This window comes from Bacillus sp. mrc49, from assembly GCF_002803435.1.
The window spans coordinates 686,670-704,187 of record NZ_PHNG01000800.1; the positions used below are offsets into that span (position 1 = coordinate 686,670).

16 protein-coding genes are annotated in these 17,518 nt (G+C 42.0%); 15 read left to right on the forward strand and 1 reads right to left on the reverse strand.

What is annotated here, in order from left to right:
- Nucleotides 1-8: 8 nt before the first annotated feature.
- On the reverse strand, nucleotides 9-308 hold the full coding sequence (locus tag CVN76_RS29685) for a DUF6509 family protein (protein WP_100534135.1): 300 nt from the start codon (nucleotides 306-308) through the stop codon (nucleotides 9-11).
- Between the two features lie 311 nt (nucleotides 309-619).
- Here CVN76_RS29685 and CVN76_RS29690 point away from each other — a divergent pair, with 311 nt between their 5' ends.
- The 15 genes from CVN76_RS29690 (at nucleotide 620) to rny (ending at nucleotide 17,485) form a co-directional block, all read left to right on the forward strand.
- A complete protein-coding gene (locus CVN76_RS29690) occupies nucleotides 620-1,345 on the forward strand; it encodes a GntR family transcriptional regulator (protein ID WP_061144670.1) in 726 nt (241 codons plus the stop codon).
- Nucleotides 1,346-1,493: 148 nt separating this feature from the next.
- On the forward strand, nucleotides 1,494-2,594 hold the full coding sequence (locus CVN76_RS29695; protein WP_100534136.1) for a BMP family lipoprotein: 1,101 nt from the start codon (nucleotides 1,494-1,496) through the stop codon (nucleotides 2,592-2,594).
- Nucleotides 2,595-2,804: 210 nt separating this feature from the next.
- Complete coding sequence (locus tag CVN76_RS29700; RefSeq protein ID WP_061144672.1) at nucleotides 2,805-4,340, forward strand: ABC transporter ATP-binding protein; 1,536 nt, start codon at nucleotides 2,805-2,807, stop codon at nucleotides 4,338-4,340.
- Complete coding sequence (locus CVN76_RS29705) at nucleotides 4,333-5,376, forward strand: ABC transporter permease (RefSeq protein ID WP_061144673.1); 1,044 nt, start codon at nucleotides 4,333-4,335, stop codon at nucleotides 5,374-5,376. The genes CVN76_RS29700 and CVN76_RS29705 overlap by 8 nt, the downstream gene beginning before the upstream one ends.
- Entirely contained in the window at nucleotides 5,377-6,336 is a 960-nt protein-coding gene (locus CVN76_RS29710; RefSeq protein WP_100534137.1) for an ABC transporter permease, read from the forward strand.
- Nucleotides 6,337-6,557: 221 nt separating this feature from the next.
- Entirely contained in the window at nucleotides 6,558-7,838 is a 1,281-nt protein-coding gene (yfmF, locus tag CVN76_RS29715; RefSeq protein WP_100534138.1) for an EF-P 5-aminopentanol modification-associated protein YfmF, read from the forward strand.
- Nucleotides 7,838-9,124: an EF-P 5-aminopentanol modification-associated protein YfmH gene (gene yfmH, locus CVN76_RS29720; RefSeq protein ID WP_100534139.1), complete on the forward strand. Its 1,287-nt coding sequence runs from the start codon at nucleotides 7,838-7,840 to the stop codon at nucleotides 9,122-9,124. Before yfmF ends, yfmH begins: the two co-directional genes overlap by 1 nt.
- 19 nt (nucleotides 9,125-9,143) lie before the next feature.
- Nucleotides 9,144-9,869 (forward strand): elongation factor P 5-aminopentanone reductase, encoded by a 726-nt coding sequence (gene ymfI, locus CVN76_RS29725; RefSeq protein WP_100534140.1) that lies wholly within the window; start codon nucleotides 9,144-9,146, stop codon nucleotides 9,867-9,869.
- A gap of 80 nt (nucleotides 9,870-9,949) precedes the next feature.
- Nucleotides 9,950-10,207: a DUF3243 domain-containing protein gene (locus CVN76_RS29730; protein WP_061144677.1), complete on the forward strand. Its 258-nt coding sequence runs from the start codon at nucleotides 9,950-9,952 to the stop codon at nucleotides 10,205-10,207.
- Between the two features lie 237 nt (nucleotides 10,208-10,444).
- On the forward strand, nucleotides 10,445-11,236 hold the full coding sequence (locus CVN76_RS29735) for a DUF3388 domain-containing protein (protein ID WP_057913349.1): 792 nt from the start codon (nucleotides 10,445-10,447) through the stop codon (nucleotides 11,234-11,236).
- A gap of 8 nt (nucleotides 11,237-11,244) precedes the next feature.
- Nucleotides 11,245-12,162 (forward strand): helix-turn-helix domain-containing protein, encoded by a 918-nt coding sequence (locus CVN76_RS29740; protein WP_332850705.1) that lies wholly within the window; start codon nucleotides 11,245-11,247, stop codon nucleotides 12,160-12,162.
- A 180-nt stretch (nucleotides 12,163-12,342) separates the two neighbouring features.
- Nucleotides 12,343-12,927, forward strand: a complete 585-nt coding sequence (gene pgsA, locus CVN76_RS29745; protein WP_100534142.1) for a CDP-diacylglycerol--glycerol-3-phosphate 3-phosphatidyltransferase — start codon at nucleotides 12,343-12,345, stop codon at nucleotides 12,925-12,927.
- A 22-nt stretch (nucleotides 12,928-12,949) separates the two neighbouring features.
- Nucleotides 12,950-14,182, forward strand: a complete 1,233-nt coding sequence (locus CVN76_RS29750; protein WP_100534143.1) for a competence/damage-inducible protein A — start codon at nucleotides 12,950-12,952, stop codon at nucleotides 14,180-14,182.
- Nucleotides 14,183-14,526: 344 nt separating this feature from the next.
- Nucleotides 14,527-15,570, forward strand: coding sequence for a recombinase RecA (recA, locus tag CVN76_RS29755; RefSeq protein WP_061144684.1), 1,044 nt, complete (start codon nucleotides 14,527-14,529; stop codon nucleotides 15,568-15,570).
- A 355-nt stretch (nucleotides 15,571-15,925) separates the two neighbouring features.
- Nucleotides 15,926-17,485 (forward strand): ribonuclease Y, encoded by a 1,560-nt coding sequence (gene rny / locus CVN76_RS29760; RefSeq protein ID WP_100534144.1) that lies wholly within the window; start codon nucleotides 15,926-15,928, stop codon nucleotides 17,483-17,485.
- Nucleotides 17,486-17,518 lie beyond the last annotated feature (33 nt).

The window sequence follows — 17,518 nt, forward strand, 5'->3', positions numbered from 1 at the left end:
CGGTTTTTTTAATTATTCATCGCTTCGTCCAAATGTGTGAGGCAGAAGTCGGAAATCATCGCTTCTTCATCGTCATCCAAATCGAATTCGAGCGCGCCTTCATTCCCTTTTTCAAAAATATCATATTTAATCAGTTTGCCTGCTTGTTCTTCAACTGCAAAAAGAACCCGGATATATAAACCATTTTCTGAAAAGAGCTCATCCTCTTCCGGCACTTCGATATCCAGGAATAATTCGTAACGCTCCCCGGATAAAATGCCGAATGGATCATTTAATTTTTCGATACTGTATTCTGTTATAGTTAACATTATGTGTACATCCCTTCGAAGAAGATAACCTTATTATACAGGAAAACCGCAACTTGAGAAGAAAGCTGGCTGCGTTCAGAAGGCATTTCAAAAATTTTTTTTAATCTGATTTAGGAGAATAATCGTACAATTTTCGTTGTGTTTACTAGATTGAAAGACACAGAGGAGGGTAATTCCTCCTAAATTCTTTTCTGCGAATTAGGAAAACACTATTTATTTATATGAAAAAAAATGTTATATTATTTTCGATTAGTAGGAATGATTCAACATCAGAGGTCTGATGTCTTAAGAAATTAGCTGGGGGAAACTGTATGTCAATAAAATCAGATAGTCGACATTTATACTTGCAGGTCATTGATTACCTGAAGCAGGACATCGAAGCAGGAGTCTATCAGGAAAATGAAAAATTCCCTTCCGAATTCGATCTTGCCAAAAAACTGGGCGTTAGTAGGGCGACACTTCGAGAAGCGCTGCGGATTTTAGAAGAAGAAAACATTATCATTCGCCGCCATGGAGTTGGTACTTTTGTCAATCCAAAACCTCGTTTCACTTCAGGTATCGAGCAATTAAAAAGTGTCACTTCCATGATTGAAGAGGCAGGGATGAAACCTGGTACGATTTTCTTAAGCTTGACGGCTCAAGAACCGACGGAAGAGGATATACGCAGGTTTTCTTGCTCACCAGATGAGCGCATCGTGATTATCGAACGTGTAAGGACAGCGAATGGAGAGCCAGTAATTTATTGTGTCGATAAAATTCCTGAGTCAATACTATCAGAAAATTTCGACCGCAACGATGAGTCTCTTTTCGATATATTGGAAAGGGATGCAAATCGTAAAATTACGTATGCCGTGGCAGAGATCGAGCCTATAGGATATCACGAGAAAGTTTCTCCTATCCTTAAATGCTCTCCAGAAGCGGCGCTACTCGTTTTGAAGCAGATGCATCTCGATGATTGGGACCAGCCGATACTGTATTCCGTTAACTACTTTAAAGCCAATATGTTCAGTTTTCATGTTCTCCGTAAACGAGTATAACCTTTACCCATTACATGCGGATGAATGCAAGCGCTTGTACTAAAATCAAAAGCATGTAAAAAAAATTAACGAGAAGTGAAAACGCAAACATGAATGACTTTTCAGAACATTCCTGCTCTACAAACTATGCATATTAGGGGGATAAAAATTGAAAAAGCGCAAATTAGGTCTAGCTCTATCACTTGTTCTTGCAGCGGGTACGCTATTGGGGGCATGTGGTAATTCAGAGAATGATGATAAAGATTCTTCAAATGGAAAAGACAAGAAAGATAACTTCACAGTATCGATGGTTACCGATATTGGCGGTATCGACGACAAATCCTTCAACCAATCTGCTTGGGAAGGTCTGCAAGCTTTTGGTAAAGATAATGGATTGGAAAAAGGAAAAGACGGCTATAATTACATCCAGTCAAAATCGGATTCAGAGTATACGACAAATCTAAATACACTAGTTAAAGAAAATTACAATATTATTTATGCGATTGGGTATGCATTGGCGGAATCGGTTGATGAGGTGGCTACACAGCGTCCTAACTCTCAATTTGCAATCGTTGACAGCGTGGTTAAACAAGACAATGTTGCGAGCATCGTTTTTAAAGAACAACAAGGATCATTCCTAGTGGGCGTGATTGCCGGTTTACAGACGAAATCGAATAAAGTGGGCTTCATCGGCGGTGTCGATTCCGAGCTGATCAAGAAGTTTGAAGTAGGCTTCAAAGCTGGTGTCCTATCAGTGAATCCGGATGCGAAAATTACAGCACAATATGCAGGGTCGTTTGGGGACGCAGCAAAAGGTCAGCAAATGGCAAATAACATGTATTCTTCTGGAATCGATATCATTTACCAAGCAGCTGGCGGTACAGGAAACGGTGTATTCACTTCTGCTAAAGAATTGAAGAAAAAAGATCCTAAAAAAGATATTTGGGTTATCGGGGTAGACCGTGACCAAAAAGAAGAAGGAGCATTGAATGTTGATGGCAAGGATTATAATGTTACGTTGACTTCAATGGTAAAACGTGTAGATGTTGCAGTTCAAGATTTAGCGAAAAAGACAAAAGAGGGTAAATTCCCTGGTGGAGAAACGATTGAATACGGTCTTGAAGAAAACGGGATCATGATTTCGGAATCTCAAGAAAATGTATCTGAAGAATCATTGAAAGCGGTTAATGAATACGTCGAAAAAATTAAATCTGGCGAACAAAAAACTCCTGGTACTGAAAAAGAATTAAAGGAATTAGGATTCAAATAATTCACTCAGAAATGATAAGGAATGAGAAGGCCTGTTGAAGGCCTTCTAATCCTATTTCATATGAATGAAAAACCGAATGAAAGACTATGACAGATTTTGTAGTTTTTCATTTGGTTTTTTATGAAAAAAACCAAATGAGAACTATTAGGAATCTATCAATATCTCCTAGTTAGGTATCAGAATCCTCATTTCTATAGGAGTTGATTATACGTGGAACATGTAATTGAGATGCTTAATATCCGTAAAGAATTTCCAGGTATTGTTGCAAATGATGATATAACCCTTCAGGTGAAAAAAGGGGAAATTCACGCATTGTTAGGCGAAAATGGAGCTGGGAAATCCACGCTAATGAACGTACTGTTCGGTTTATATCAGCCAGAGCAGGGAGAAATTCGTGTGAATGAGCAGGTAGTTCAGATTACAAGTCCGAATGTTGCCAATGACCTCGGAATTGGAATGGTGCATCAGCATTTTATGCTAGTAGATCCATTTACTGTTACCGAAAATATCATTCTTGGAAAAGAACCATCGAAATATGGAAAGGTTAATGTAAAGGAAGCGAGTGAAGAGGTAAGGAAACTTTCGGAACGATACCATTTAAGTGTGGATCCAGATGCTAAAATTGCCGATATTTCCGTAGGGATGCAGCAAAGGGTGGAAATCTTGAAAACCCTGTACAGAGGTGCGGAAATTCTCATTTTCGATGAACCTACTGCTGTATTGACACCCCAGGAAATAAAAGAATTGATCACAATCATGAAAGCCCTTATCAAGGAAGGAAAGTCCATAATCCTGATCACCCATAAATTAAAGGAAATTATGGAAGTTTGCGATCGAGTCACGGTTATTCGAAAAGGAAAGGGCATCGGGACAGTGAATGTTAAAGAAACAAATCCTGATGAACTGGCCAGTTTAATGGTTGGACGGGATGTCGTTTTTAAAACGGATAAATCTGCAGCAAATCCTCAAGAAGTCGTGCTGGAAGTGAAGAACCTGGAAGTGAAAGATTCCCGTGGTGTATCGGCGGTCCATAACCTTGACCTTTCTGTACGTGCTGGCGAAATCATCGGAATTGCGGGGGTGGATGGCAATGGACAGTCCGAACTTATCGAGGCACTTACAGGTCTGAAGAAAGTGACTAATGGAACTATATCATTGAACGGGAAACAGGTACAGAATATGAAACCCCGTAAAATCACCGAGGCTGGAGTAGGGCACATTCCTGAAGATCGTCATAAACATGGACTTGTCCTGGACTTTAGCATTGGGGAAAACATCGTTTTGCAAACATATTATCAGGAGCCTTTTTCGACAGGCGGCATTTTGCATTCCAAGAAAATCTTTGACAAGGCTCGTACGATCATTAAAGAATATGATGTTAGGACACCTGATGAGTATACGCCTGCCCGTGCACTATCAGGAGGGAATCAGCAAAAAGCGATCATTGGCCGAGAAGTGGATAGAAATCCGGATTTATTGATAGCGGCCCAGCCAACACGTGGGTTGGATGTCGGTGCCATCGAGTTCATCCACCGTCGATTGATTGAACAGCGTGACGCTGGTAAAGCGGTTCTTCTCATCTCTTTTGAACTAGATGAAATCATGAATGTCAGTGATCGAATCGCAGTCATTTATGAAGGGGAAATCGTTGCGATCGTCGATCCTAAAGAAACGACAGAACAAGAATTGGGATTATTAATGGCTGGAAGTAAGCGTCCGGAAGCAGGTGAAAAAGAACATGTCTAAATATTTCTATAAATTAACGAGTCCATTGTTTGCTGTAATCCTAGGCTTGCTGGCTGGGGCAGTCATCATGTTGGTGAGTGGATATAATCCAGTTGAAGGGTATGGGGCAATGTTGGCTGGTATCGCTGGCGATTCCTATTATACTGGTGAAACTTTACGGACGATCATCCCGTATATCCTTGCTGGTTTAGCTGTCGCCTTCGCATTCAGAACAGGATTGTTCAATATTGGTGTTGAAGGACAATTGATCGTTGGCTGGCTGGCAGCGGTTTGGGTTGGGGTCGCTTTTGATCTCCCGAAAATCATCCACTTGCCATTAGCCATACTTGCAGGAGCTGTAGCTGGATCGCTTTGGGCCTTTATCCCAGGGTATTTGAAGGCGAAATTCCGCGTGCATGAAGTAATTGTGTCCATCATGCTGAATTACACGGCTTTGTATGTAACGAATTACTTAATTCAAAACGTTATTTCCGATAACCAGGATAAAACGGAACGGATTGCTGAAACAGCATCCCTCCGCTCGCCGTTTTTTGAGAGTTTAACAGATTTCTCCCGACTTCATTGGGGAATCTTCATAGCGATCATCTGTGTGTTCATCATGTGGTTCATCTTGGAAAAGACGAAAACCGGTTTCGAGTTGAAAGCTGTTGGTTTTAATCAGCAGGCTTCAGAATATTCCGGGATGAGCGTAAACAAAAATATCATTCTATCCATGGTCATTTCAGGTGCATTTGCAGGCTTGGCTGGAGCGATGGAAGGTCTGGGGACATTTGGCTATGCAGCGATCAAGGGCGGATTTACGGGAATCGGGTTTGATGGTATTGCCGTTGCCTTATTAGGAGCCAACTCCGCAATCGGAGTTGTCCTGGCCGCTTTCTTGTTCGGTGGACTTAAAGCAGGGGCAATCAATATGCCATTACAGACCGGCATCCCAAGTGAAATTGTGGATATTGTCATTGCATTGATTATATTTTTTGTTGCATCAAGCTATTTTATCCGCTGGATTGTGCAACGCTTTAAGAAGGGGGCGAAATAAGTGGACTTTTATCAGGTGCTACAAATCATCATTCCGTCCATGATTGCTTACGCTGCCCCGCTGATTTTCACTGCGCTTGGTGGTGTGTTTTCTGAACGATCTGGTGTTATCAATATAGGACTGGAAGGGCTTATGGTGATTGGGGCCTTCACAGGAATCGTTTTTAACTTAATGTATGCAGATGTTTTGGGAGCCTGGACACCATGGCTTTCCGTTTTAGTGGCCATGATTGCTGCGTTGGTATTTTCAGCACTTCATGCAGTCGCGTCCATAACATTCCGGGCGGATCAAACCGTAAGCGGGGTGGCTATTAACTTATTGGCAGTCGGGCTTACCTTATTTCTCGTTAAGAAGATTTATGATAAAGGACAAACGGATATCATCACCGAAACTTTCCCGAGGATCGATATTCCTTTGTTAAGTGATATCCCTTTCATAGGTCCAATATTGTTCTCCAACGGCTACTATATTGCTTATCTGGCCATCATCGTGGCAATTTTCGTTTGGTATATCATTTTTAAAACACCATTTGGACTCCGACTCCGTTCGGTAGGGGAGCATCCGATGGCTGCTGATACGATGGGCGTAAATGTGACCAAGATCCGCTATCAAGCTGTCCTTCTATCAGGAGCCTTCGCGGGTATCGGGGGAGCCATTCATGCGACTTTGTTTGCGAATGACTTTAGCCATACTACCATCAATGGACAAGGCTTCATGGCCATTGCCGCGATGATATTCGGTAAATGGAATCCGCTTGGAGCAATGGGGGCTGCACTATTCTTTGGCCTGGCACAAAGTTTAAGCATCGTCGGTTCCAGCCTTCCGTTCATAAAAGACATACCGTCCGTGTTCTTATTGATTATGCCATATATCTTGACAATCATTGCCCTAACCGGATTCATTGGACGTGCAGATGCTCCAAAAGCATCTGGACAGCCATACATCAAAGGTAAAAGATAAATTATGCAACCGGTCAGTCAACATTGCTGACCGGTTTTTCCGTAGATACGTGCAAAAGATCAGATCATAATTGCAGAGGGCATAGTGAAAACCCAAAAAAAGTAGCTGTTACTTGCATGATTTTTCCTTTCACATGTATATTTTAAGTAGATGTTTAAAAGGGTTGCTATATACAAACAATAAGCTACTAAAGGTGATTTATATAATGAGGAGGATTATTCATGTCTATCGCTTCCGATACAATAATGGAAAAAAGCGGCTACAAACTTCATGTGGTCCGTACGGATAAATATAAAACGAATACGCTTGTGCTGAAGATGAAGGCTCCATTGACGAAAGAGAAAGTTACATATCGTGCATTGGTGCCATATGTATTACAGAGCAATACGAGTAAATATCCCACGACGCCTGAGCTTCGATCCTATCTTGATGAGTTATACGGCACAGGCTTTTATGTGGATGTTGCTAAAAAAGGAGAATATCAAATCGTTAGTTTCACTATCGATATCGTCAATGAAAAATTCCTTAGTGATTCCACACCGCTTCTTGAAAAAGCTTTTAACTTATTATCTGAGGTGATCTTTCACCCGAAAAAGAATGGCGAGGCCTTTGATCCTAAAACGGTTTCCAACGAAATCCGTTCATTGAAACAGCGGCTTCAATCCATTTCCGATGATAAGATGCGCTATTCAGCTACAAGGCTTGTGGAGGAAATGTGCAAAACTGAACCATATGCCCTCGAAGCAAGCGGAAACCTGGAGGACTTGGAAACGATTACGCCAGAGTCCCTTTTCTCTTATTATCAAAAAATGCTGGCTGAGGATGAAATCGACTTATATGTAATCGGTGACATTGATGAATCAGAGGTGGAGGCTTTAGCTGATAAGTATGTGTCATTGAAGGATCGGGCACCGGTACGTTTGCCAAGGAACACGGGCAAGGAAGTGGAAAAGGAAAAGGAAGTCATCGAAAACTCGGATGTCAAACAAGGAAAACTGAATATCGGCTACCGGACCCATGTTGCCTATGGTGATCCGGATTATTATGCACTGCAGCTTTTCAATGGGATTTTTGGTGGTTTTTCACATTCAAAACTATTCATCAATGTTAGGGAGAAAGCCAGTTTAGCGTATTATGCAGCTTCAAGGCTCGAGAGTCATAAAGGGCTATTGATGGTGATGGCGGGCATTGAAAATGCGAACTACAAGCAAGCACTCGAAATCATTCATGCTCAAATGAATGAAATGAAGCAAGGAAATTTCTCCGATGCCGAACTGGAACAGACGAAGGCGGTCGTAAAGAATCAGCTTCTTGAAACGATTGACGTTTCTAGAGGGCTTGTTGAAATTTTATACCATAATGTGATTTCCGGTCAGAATATTTCATTGGACGATTGGTTTGCTAAAACGGAACGGACGACGAAGGAAGAAATCGTTGCCGTCGGTCAGAAGATTCAGCTTGATACAATTTATTTCCTAACAGAAGCGGGGGTGCAAGAGTAATGGAGAAAATAGAATTCACTCAATTGAAGGAAGAACTTTTCCATGAAAAAATGGCCAATGGCCTAGAGGTATATATCCTTCCGAAAGAAGGATTCAATAAATCATTTGCGACGTTCACGACGAACTACGGTTCAGTGGACAATCATTTCAAGCCTTTGAATGAAACCGAATTTTCTAAGGTGCCCGATGGAATTGCCCATTTCCTTGAACATAAGCTTTTTGAAAAGGAGGATGGCGATGTTTTTCAGCAATTCTCAAAGCAGGGGGCATCTGCAAATGCCTTCACTTCTTTCACCCGTACGGCCTATCTGTTTTCCAGCACGTCCGATTTCAATAAAAATTTGACGACCTTAATCGATTTTGTCCAAGATCCCTACTTTTCGGAGAAGACGGTAGAGAAGGAAAAAGGCATCATAGGACAGGAAATCAATATGTATGACGATAACTCTGACTGGCGGCTTTATTTCGGGACGATTGCCAACATGTATCATCATCATCCAGTGAAAATCGATATTGCTGGTACTGTGGCATCGATCGCCGATATTACGAAAGATATGCTTTATGAATGCTATAACACGTTTTATCATCCGAGCAACATGCTTCTGTTCGTTGTAGGGCCTGTCGATGTCGAGAGTACAATGAAGTTAATCCGCGATAATCAAACGAGCAAAGGCTATAGTGAACAGCCTGAGGTGGAGCGCAAATTCGAAGATGAGCCAAACACCGTTGCCAAGAAAAAGGAAATCTTAAAGATGAATGTCCAGACTCCGAAGGTCATGCTTGGAATCAAGGCCATCAATGTTCATCAATCAGGTATACAGCTCTTGAAAAGGGAATTGGCGACCAATATTTATTTGGAAATGCTGTTTGGCAAAAGCTCGCCATTGCATGAAGAATTGTATGAGGAAGGACTGATCGATCAAAGCTTCTCTTATGACTATACACAGGAGCAGGGCTTTGGATTTGCATTGGTTGGCGGGGACAGTTCCAAGCCTGAAGAATTGACGGAGTCAATATTTACGATCCTGCAAAATTCCAAAGCCGGGACCGGTTTGAATGAAGAAAGTCTGCAAAGGACGATTAAGAAAAAAATCGGTTCTTTCCTTCGTTCGCTGAATTCACCGGAGTATATCGCTAATCAGTTTACCCGATATGCATTCAATGATATGAACTTGTTTGATGTGGTTTCGGTACTGGAAAAACTAACGATTGAAGATATCAGGAAGGTCGCCGTAGATTTAATTGCAGATGAACGGATGACAGTGTGTCAGATACTTCCTAAATAAAAGTAAAGGGGGCTGGAATGTGGGGAAACGTTTTGCCCTTATAACTGGTGCCAGCGGAGGCATCGGCAGGGAAATCGCCATTAAGCTTGCCGAAGAGAATTATTCACTTTATTTACATTATAACAGCAATGAAGAAGCAATCATGGAGTTAATAGAAGAGCTTAATCCGCATCAGGTGGAGCTCATTCCGATACAAGCGGATTTATCTACACCGGACGGATACAAGGTATTGGCGGAAAATATCTTCGCCCTTCATGCGATCGTTCTCAATAGCGGGAATAGCTATTATGGGCTCATATCTGATATGGATGACAAGGTTGTTAGTGAAATGGTCCAATTGCATGTAACAAGTCCTTTCCAATTAACGAAGGAACTGCTTCCAAAGTTGATGTATCAAGATCGGGCTGCCATTGTTGCCGTCACATCCATATGGGGGCAGACGGGAGCATCTTGTGAGGTATTATATTCGATGGTCAAAGGTGGGCAAAATGCTTTTATCAAAGCGTTAAGCAAGGAAGTCTCACTTAATGGAATCCGGGTGAATGCAATTGCCCCAGGTGCAATTTCGACATCCATGCTTGAATCTTTCAGTGCTGACGATTTGGAAATCATCAAAGGTGATATCCCGATGGGCAGGATGGGAAGCGCTAAAGAAGTCGCCGAGGCTGTTTTCTATTTACTTTCCGACAAAGCATCTTATATCACTGGACAAATCTTAGGCGTCAATGGTGGATGGTACACATGATTTTTTTTATGCTATGTATAATTTCCTCTGTTCCTTCACAAAATATCTATGTACTATTTTGAAGGAAAGGGTGACCATTCATGTCTGTACTAGACAATTGGGATCAATGGAAAAATTTCTTAGGCGACAGATTAAATCAAGGTGAGCAACAAGGATTATCAGGAGGCGCTGTGAACAACTTGGCTTTTGAAATCGGTGATTATCTAGCTAAGCAGGTTGAGCCCCAGAATGATCAAGAAAAAGTCCTTGCTGATCTTTGGTCAGTCGCTAACGAAGAAGAAAAACATGCCATGGCAAGCGTTATGGTCAAGTTAGTCGAGAACAACGGAACAAAGTAAACACTTCAAGCCAAAGGCCCTGTTATTTATTAACAGGGCCTTTGGCTTGAGGATGACCGGTAATTATCCTCGAATATAAAAATGGAGACTTTTATAGGGTTTTTCCTTTTAACTTCTCATGAAATGCTATATTATAGAAGCTAGACAATAATTATGCGTACAGACCTTGAAATTTACGATGGATAAGTTTTGCTCAGATGTTTGGGGTAAAAGCTTCTAGGCTTAAGGAGTGTTATCGTGGAGAAAAAAGAATGGTATTTTGAATATGAAATCCAAGTCAACCGTCCGGGTTTATTAGGGGATATATCATCCCTCCTGGGAATGCTGTCCATCAACATCATCACGATAAACGGTGTGGATGAAGGCAGACGCGGTTTACTTTTAAAAGCGGAAGATAGCCGTAATATAGAAAGATTCGAATCAATCCTCCATACGATGGATACGATAAAGGTCATTAAGCTTAGGGAGCCTAAATTACGGGACCGACTGGCTGTCAGGCATGGCCGTTATATCCAGCGCGATGCGGATGAGAAGAACACCTTTAGGTTCGTTCGTGATGAGCTGGGCTTGCTTGTCGATTTCCTGGCCGAGCTGTTTAAACAGGAAGGCCATAAATTAATCGGGATACGAGGCATGCCGCGTGTCGGCAAAACCGAATCGATCGTAGCCTCGAGTGTATGTGCAAACAAAAGATGGTTGTTCGTGTCGTCAACCCTTTTAAAGCAGACCATTCGCAGTCAGCTTATCGAGGATGAATATAATAATGATAATTTGTTCATTTTAGACGGAATTGTTTCCACTCGCCGTGCGAATGAGCGGCATTGGCAATTGATTCGTGAAATCATGAGACTTGATGCGGTCAAGGTCATTGAACATCCGGATGTATTTGTCCAAAATACGGAATATACTCTCGAAGACTTTGATTATATTATTGAGTTGCGAAACAATCCAGACGAGGAAATAACATATGAAGTTGTCGACCAAAAAGACCAGTTTTCGGGGTCCGATTTTGGTTCCTTTGACTTTTAAGATGGCAGGTGTTTGATTTGACTGAGTTAGGTAATCGATTAAAGGAAGCTAGGGAAGCCAAAGGCCTTAGCTTAGAAGATTTACAGGATGTAACGAAGATCCAAAAGCGTTACCTTGTTGGCATTGAAGAAGGAAATTACAGCATGATGCCTGGAAAGTTTTATGTACGGGCATTCATCAAGCAATACTGTGAAGCGGTCGGCCTTGATTCAGAAGAGATTTTTGAACAATACAAGAGCGAGGTTCCTTCCGTCTATAGCGAGGAACTACCGGAACAGCTTTCAAGGGTCCAATCCCGGAAAACGCTACCCGCAGGAAATTCCAAAGTGGTTGAAATGTTACCGAAGATATTGGCAGTCGTTTTGGTCATTGGTGCGGCCATCTTGATATATGTACTGGTATCTAGCTATATGAGTAAACCGGATAATGCCGATAAAAAGGACGACAAACAGAGTGAATCCGTGGGCTACGGCAAGAGTGAAGAGTTCGACAAGGAAGAAAAGAATGCAAGCAAGAAACAGAACGAAGAAAAACAACCCGCTTCTTCCGATAAGAAGAATGAAGATGACCTTGATGCTAAAAAAGATGAAGAAAAGAAAGAGCAAAAACTCGACGTTATCAGTTCCAGCGGTAAAAATAGCACGTATGAATTGAAAGGTACGGATACCTTCAAATTAAAAGTGACATCCAAGGGTTCACCTTGGGTTGGCATTAAAAATGGTGAAGGCAAGTTGCTTTACCAGGGTACCATCGATAAGGACAAGAGCGAGGAAATTGATTTCACCAACGAAAAAGAAGCCGTCATCAATATAGGCAGGGCATACGAAACTGAAATTTTTGTGAATGATGAGAAGCTGGAGTATTCCATTTCACCGACTGAAGTGAATACGCAATTGGTCACGATACAATTTACGAAAGCCGAATAGTCATCTTAATAGATGACTATTTTTTCTCTACATACTAATAAGCCGGGTTTCGGCATATAAGATTGGGTTTTGAGTTAAATTATACATAAATGCACCGGATGGCCCTTCGCCATATCATTTTAAGATCTATAACGCATTGCCCGGCCCAAAGGGCTGGCGTAAATTTTGGAGGTAAATGTTTTGAATCTGCCTAATAAGATTACAGTAGCAAGAATTTGCTTAATACCAGTTTTTTTAATCATCATGCTCGTCCCTTTTTCATGGGGCACGCTGACATGGGGGGAATACAGCTTGCCAGTTGCACACTTGGCTGGGGCCATCCTCTTCATAATCGCTTCCACTACGGATTGGATCGATGGACATTTTGCAAGGAAATATAATATGATCACTGACTTAGGGAAATTTCTAGATCCTTTGGCCGATAAGCTTCTGGTTTCGGCTGCCCTGATTGTATTGGTCGATTTGGATTTGATGTACGGTCAATCCTGGATTGCCATTGTCATCATAAGCCGTGAGTTCGCCGTGACGGGATTGCGTCTTGTGCTTGCCGGCACTGGGGAAGTCGTAGCAGCGAACCAGCTTGGTAAAATTAAAACGTGGGCGCAAATTGTTGCGATTTCGGCATTGTTGCTGCATAACCTTCCCTTTGCCCTCATTTCACTTCCATTTGCCAATCTCGCCTTATGGATTGCCTTAATCTTCACGATATGGTCAGGGTTGGATTATTTTGTAAAAAACAAACAAGTATTTGTTAATTCCAAGTAAAACGAATGGTGGTCATGAAAAGATGGATGCAGAAATCATTGCAGTAGGCTCCGAGCTTCTTTTAGGACAAATCAATAATACTAATGGGAGATTCTTATCACAGCAGTTTGCCCAAATGGGAATCAATGTTTTTTACCATACTGTGGTTGGGGATAACGATCGTCGTTTGCAGCAAGCAATAGAGATTGCAGAATCAAGGGCGAACTTGATTGTCTTTACTGGTGGACTAGGTCCTACCAAGGATGATTTAACGAAGGAAACGATTGCTCGCCATATAGGCAAGAAACTCGTTTTTAACGATGAAGCCTTGCAATCCATTGAAGCTTACTTTCAAAAACGGGAACGCCCCATGACGGAAAATAATAAAAAGCAGGCTCTTGTTTTAGAAGGCAGTGAAGTGCTGGCAAACGATCATGGCATGGCACCGGGAATGGTTTTGTCCAAATCCGGGATTACATATATGCTCCTGCCTGGGCCACCTAGTGAAATGGAACCGATGTTTTTAAGTTATGGCTATGAATCGATCATGAATAAATTGGATAAGCATGATCGAATCGATTCGAAAGTACTTCGATTCTTTGGCATCGGTGAAGCGGAATTGGAAACGGTGATAGATGATCTACTTGTCAATCAAACGAATCCTACGATTGCACCGCTGGCTTCCGAAGGCGAAGTGACATTAAGGATCACGGCGAAGGACTCGTCCAAACAAAGATGCGAAGAGCTTATTTTATCCGCAGAAAAAGAAATTATGGACAGGGTTGGGAAGTTTTACTACGGAGCTGATAATACTTCGCTTATAAAGGAACTTGTAAAAGAATTGACGGTCCGCAAGCTTTCGATTGCCGCGGCGGAAAGCTTGACCGGGGGGATGTTTCAGGAACAGTTGACAACCATCCCGGGTGCCGGTAAAGTCTTCAAGGGCGGCATTGTAAGTTATACGAATGATGCGAAGTCGAGTGTCCTAGGCGTCAGCGGCGGAATCATTTCCGAGCATGGTGTGGTCAGCGGTGAGTGTGCCAAGGAAATGGCTTCCAATGTCCGGAAAATGCACGATGCGGACGTAGGCATAAGCTTCACGGGTGTTGCAGGGCCCGATGAACAAGAAGGCAAGCCTGTAGGTACCGTATTCATTGGCATTTCGTATCGTGATGGAAACACGCACTTTAAAGAGTTGAATCTATCAGGCAGCAGGGAGCAGAACCGCATTAGAAGCGTCAAGTATGGCTGTCATTACTTGCTTAATGATTTGTGAATGAGGGGGCAGAGCTTTTATAGCTCTGCTTTTATTTAGTTTAATGAGTTTGTTTCCTGTATAAAGGGGAAAAAGAAAAAAATAATTCCATGATTTTCAATTACTGCGGATGAAGTGGAATGAAAATGAAGTTTCATTTAAGGTAAAACGCTTTTTTTTGAAGAATATCCGAAAAGAAAAAAACGAATGAATGTTCGACTTTTTGCTTGGCAAAATAGAAAAAAGAGTATATAGTAAAGATAGGTTTTGAGACAAGATACAAACATTTGTCTCGCAGATTTTTGCTAACGTAAGAGCATCATTAATCGGACAGCCGATTATTTGAATATAGAGGAGGAAATTGAGTGAGTGATCGTCAAGCGGCTTTAGATATGGCTTTAAAACAAATTGAAAAGCAATTTGGTAAAGGTTCCATTATGAAACTTGGAGAACAGTCTGATCGAAGGATTTCAACGATTTCAAGTGGTTCATTGGCATTGGATGTAGCATTGGGAGTGGGCGGATATCCAAGGGGACGGGTCATTGAGATATATGGACCTGAAAGCTCAGGTAAAACGACTGTTGCATTACATGCGATTGCAGAAGTGCAAAAAACTGGCGGTACTGCAGCATTCATTGATGCCGAGCATGCTTTGGATCCAGCCTATTCGGAAAAACTAGGTGTGAATATCGATGAGTTACTGCTGTCACAGCCCGATACAGGTGAACAAGCCTTGGAAATCGCTGAAGCGCTAGTTCGCAGTGGAGCGGTGGACATCATTGTCATCGACTCGGTTGCAGCCCTTGTTCCTAAAGCTGAAATCGAAGGTGAAATGGGAGATTCCCATATGGGTCTGCAAGCCCGGATGATGTCCCAGGCGTTAAGGAAACTATCTGGTGCCATTAATAAATCAAATACCATCGCCATTTTCATTAACCAAGTCCGTGAAAAAATCGGGGTAATGTTCGGGAATCCGGAAACCACTCCAGGAGGCCGGGCATTGAAGTTCTACTCGACTGTACGTCTGGAAGTGCGTCGTGCGGAACAGTTAAAACAGGGCAATGAAATCGTCGGTAATAAAACCAAAATCAAAGTTGTGAAAAACAAAGTTGCGCCGCCATTCCGTCAAGCGGAAGTTGATATCATGTATGGTCAAGGTATTTCGCAGGAAGGTGAAATCATTGATATGGGTGCAGAGCTTGATATCGTCCTTAAAAGCGGTTCGTGGTATTCATACAACGAAGAGCGTGTTGGACAAGGACGGGAAAACGCGAAGATGTTCTTGAAAGAAAATCAAGATATCGCTCTGGAGATTTCTCAGAAAATCAGGGATCATTATAATCTTGATGGAGAGCATGAGCTGCCGCCAGAGGAAGCGGAAGATGAACATTTTGAATTACTTGATTGATGGTAGGAAAAGGCCTAAGCTTATTTGCTTGGGCCTTTTCTATAAATATTATGAACTGAAAAGTGCGAAATTTTCAGCGAATTCAGTGGCTGGAAAACAGAATTGCCGTCTCCTTCCATGAAGAATGTAGCACATTCCAGTGGTGAATATTTAAGAAAACTTGAATAATCATTGATACATAAGGGACAAACGCTTGACAATGAAAATTCTCAACTATACAATTAATATGTATATTTTACAATTTTTCAAACTAAAATTTTGAAAATTAAGTGCTGTATATTGAATTTATGTGCAATGTACTTGCCGACAGTTCAACATTTTATGTAAAAAGTTCATAGCAAGGGGAGGTGAAACGATGGAACCCATGACAATCATCTTCACTTTGCTTGGCCTAATCGTCGGTGCAGTTGTTGGTTATTTTATTCACAAATCAAAATTTGAGAGTAAAATAGCAGGGGCAAAGGGCTCTGCAGAACACATCCTTGAGGATGCAAAACGTGAAGCGGAAGCACTTAAGAAAGAAGCCTTGTTGGAAGCAAAAGATGAAATTCATAAAATTCGTTCAGATTCTGATCGGGAATCCCGTGAAAGAAGGAATGAATTACAAAAACAAGAAAATCGGTTATTGCAAAGAGAAGAGAATCTGGACCGTAAGGATGATACGTTAGACAAACGTGAAAACCTTTTGGAGAAAAAAGAAGATTCTCTAAACCAAAGACAACAGCATATTGAAGAGATGGAAAGCAAAGTGGACGAGACGGTTCGTAAGCAGCAAACAGAGCTTGAACGTGTTTCAGGTTTAACTCGTGAAGAAGCTAAAGCAATCATTATAGACCGAATGGAAAACGAGCTGGCTCACGATGTAGCGCTTATGATTAAAGAAAGTGATACCCGTGCCAAAGAAGAAGCTGATAAAAAAGCAAAAGAAGTTCTTTCTCTTGCCATTCAGCGTTGTGCGGCTGATCATGTTGCAGAAACCACCGTTTCTGTAGTGAATCTTCCAAATGATGAAATGAAAGGACGGATAATCGGACGTGAAGGACGAAATATCCGGACGCTAGAAACGCTAACAGGTATTGACCTTATTATTGATGATACTCCTGAAGCTGTCATTTTATCTGGATTTGATCCAATTAGACGTGAAACGGCACGCTTGGCTCTTGAAAAACTTGTTCAGGACGGACGGATCCATCCGGCTCGAATTGAAGAAATGGTTGACAAAGCAAGACGTGAGGTAGATGAACATATTCGTGAAATTGGTGAACAAACAACTTTCGAGGTTGGCGTTCACGGTCTCCATCCAGACCTAATCAAAATACTGGGACGTTTGAAGTTCCGTACAAGTTACGGACAAAACGTGCTTAAGCATTCAATTGAAGTGGCGCAGCTTTCAGGGTTGCTGGCTGCTGAGCTTGGAGAGGATGAAGTCCTTGCCCGCCGTGCCGGTTTATTGCATGATATCGGGAAAGCGATCGATCATGAAGTGGAAGGCAGCCACGTTGAAATTGGCGTGGAATTGGCAACCAAGTATAAAGAGCATCCTACTGTTATTAACAGCATCGCTTCACATCATGGCGATACGGAGCCAACTTCCATTATTTCAGTGCTTGTTGCAGCCGCTGATGCTTTATCAGCTGCAAGGCCGGGCGCTAGAAGCGAAACACTTGAAAATTACATTAGAAGACTTGAAAAGCTTGAGGAGATTTCCGAATCCTACGATGGAGTGGAAAAATCATTTGCGATTCAAGCCGGGCGCGAAGTGCGGATTCTAGTGAAACCAGAGCAAATAGATGATCTTTCGGCCCATCGACTCGCACGTGATATCCGCAAACGGATTGAAGAAGAGCTCGATTACCCAGGTCATATAAAAGTCACGGTCATCCGTGAAACAAGAGCAGTCGAATACGCTAAATAAAAGTCGTTAAAGAAAAAGCGAAGAGGGGCAAAC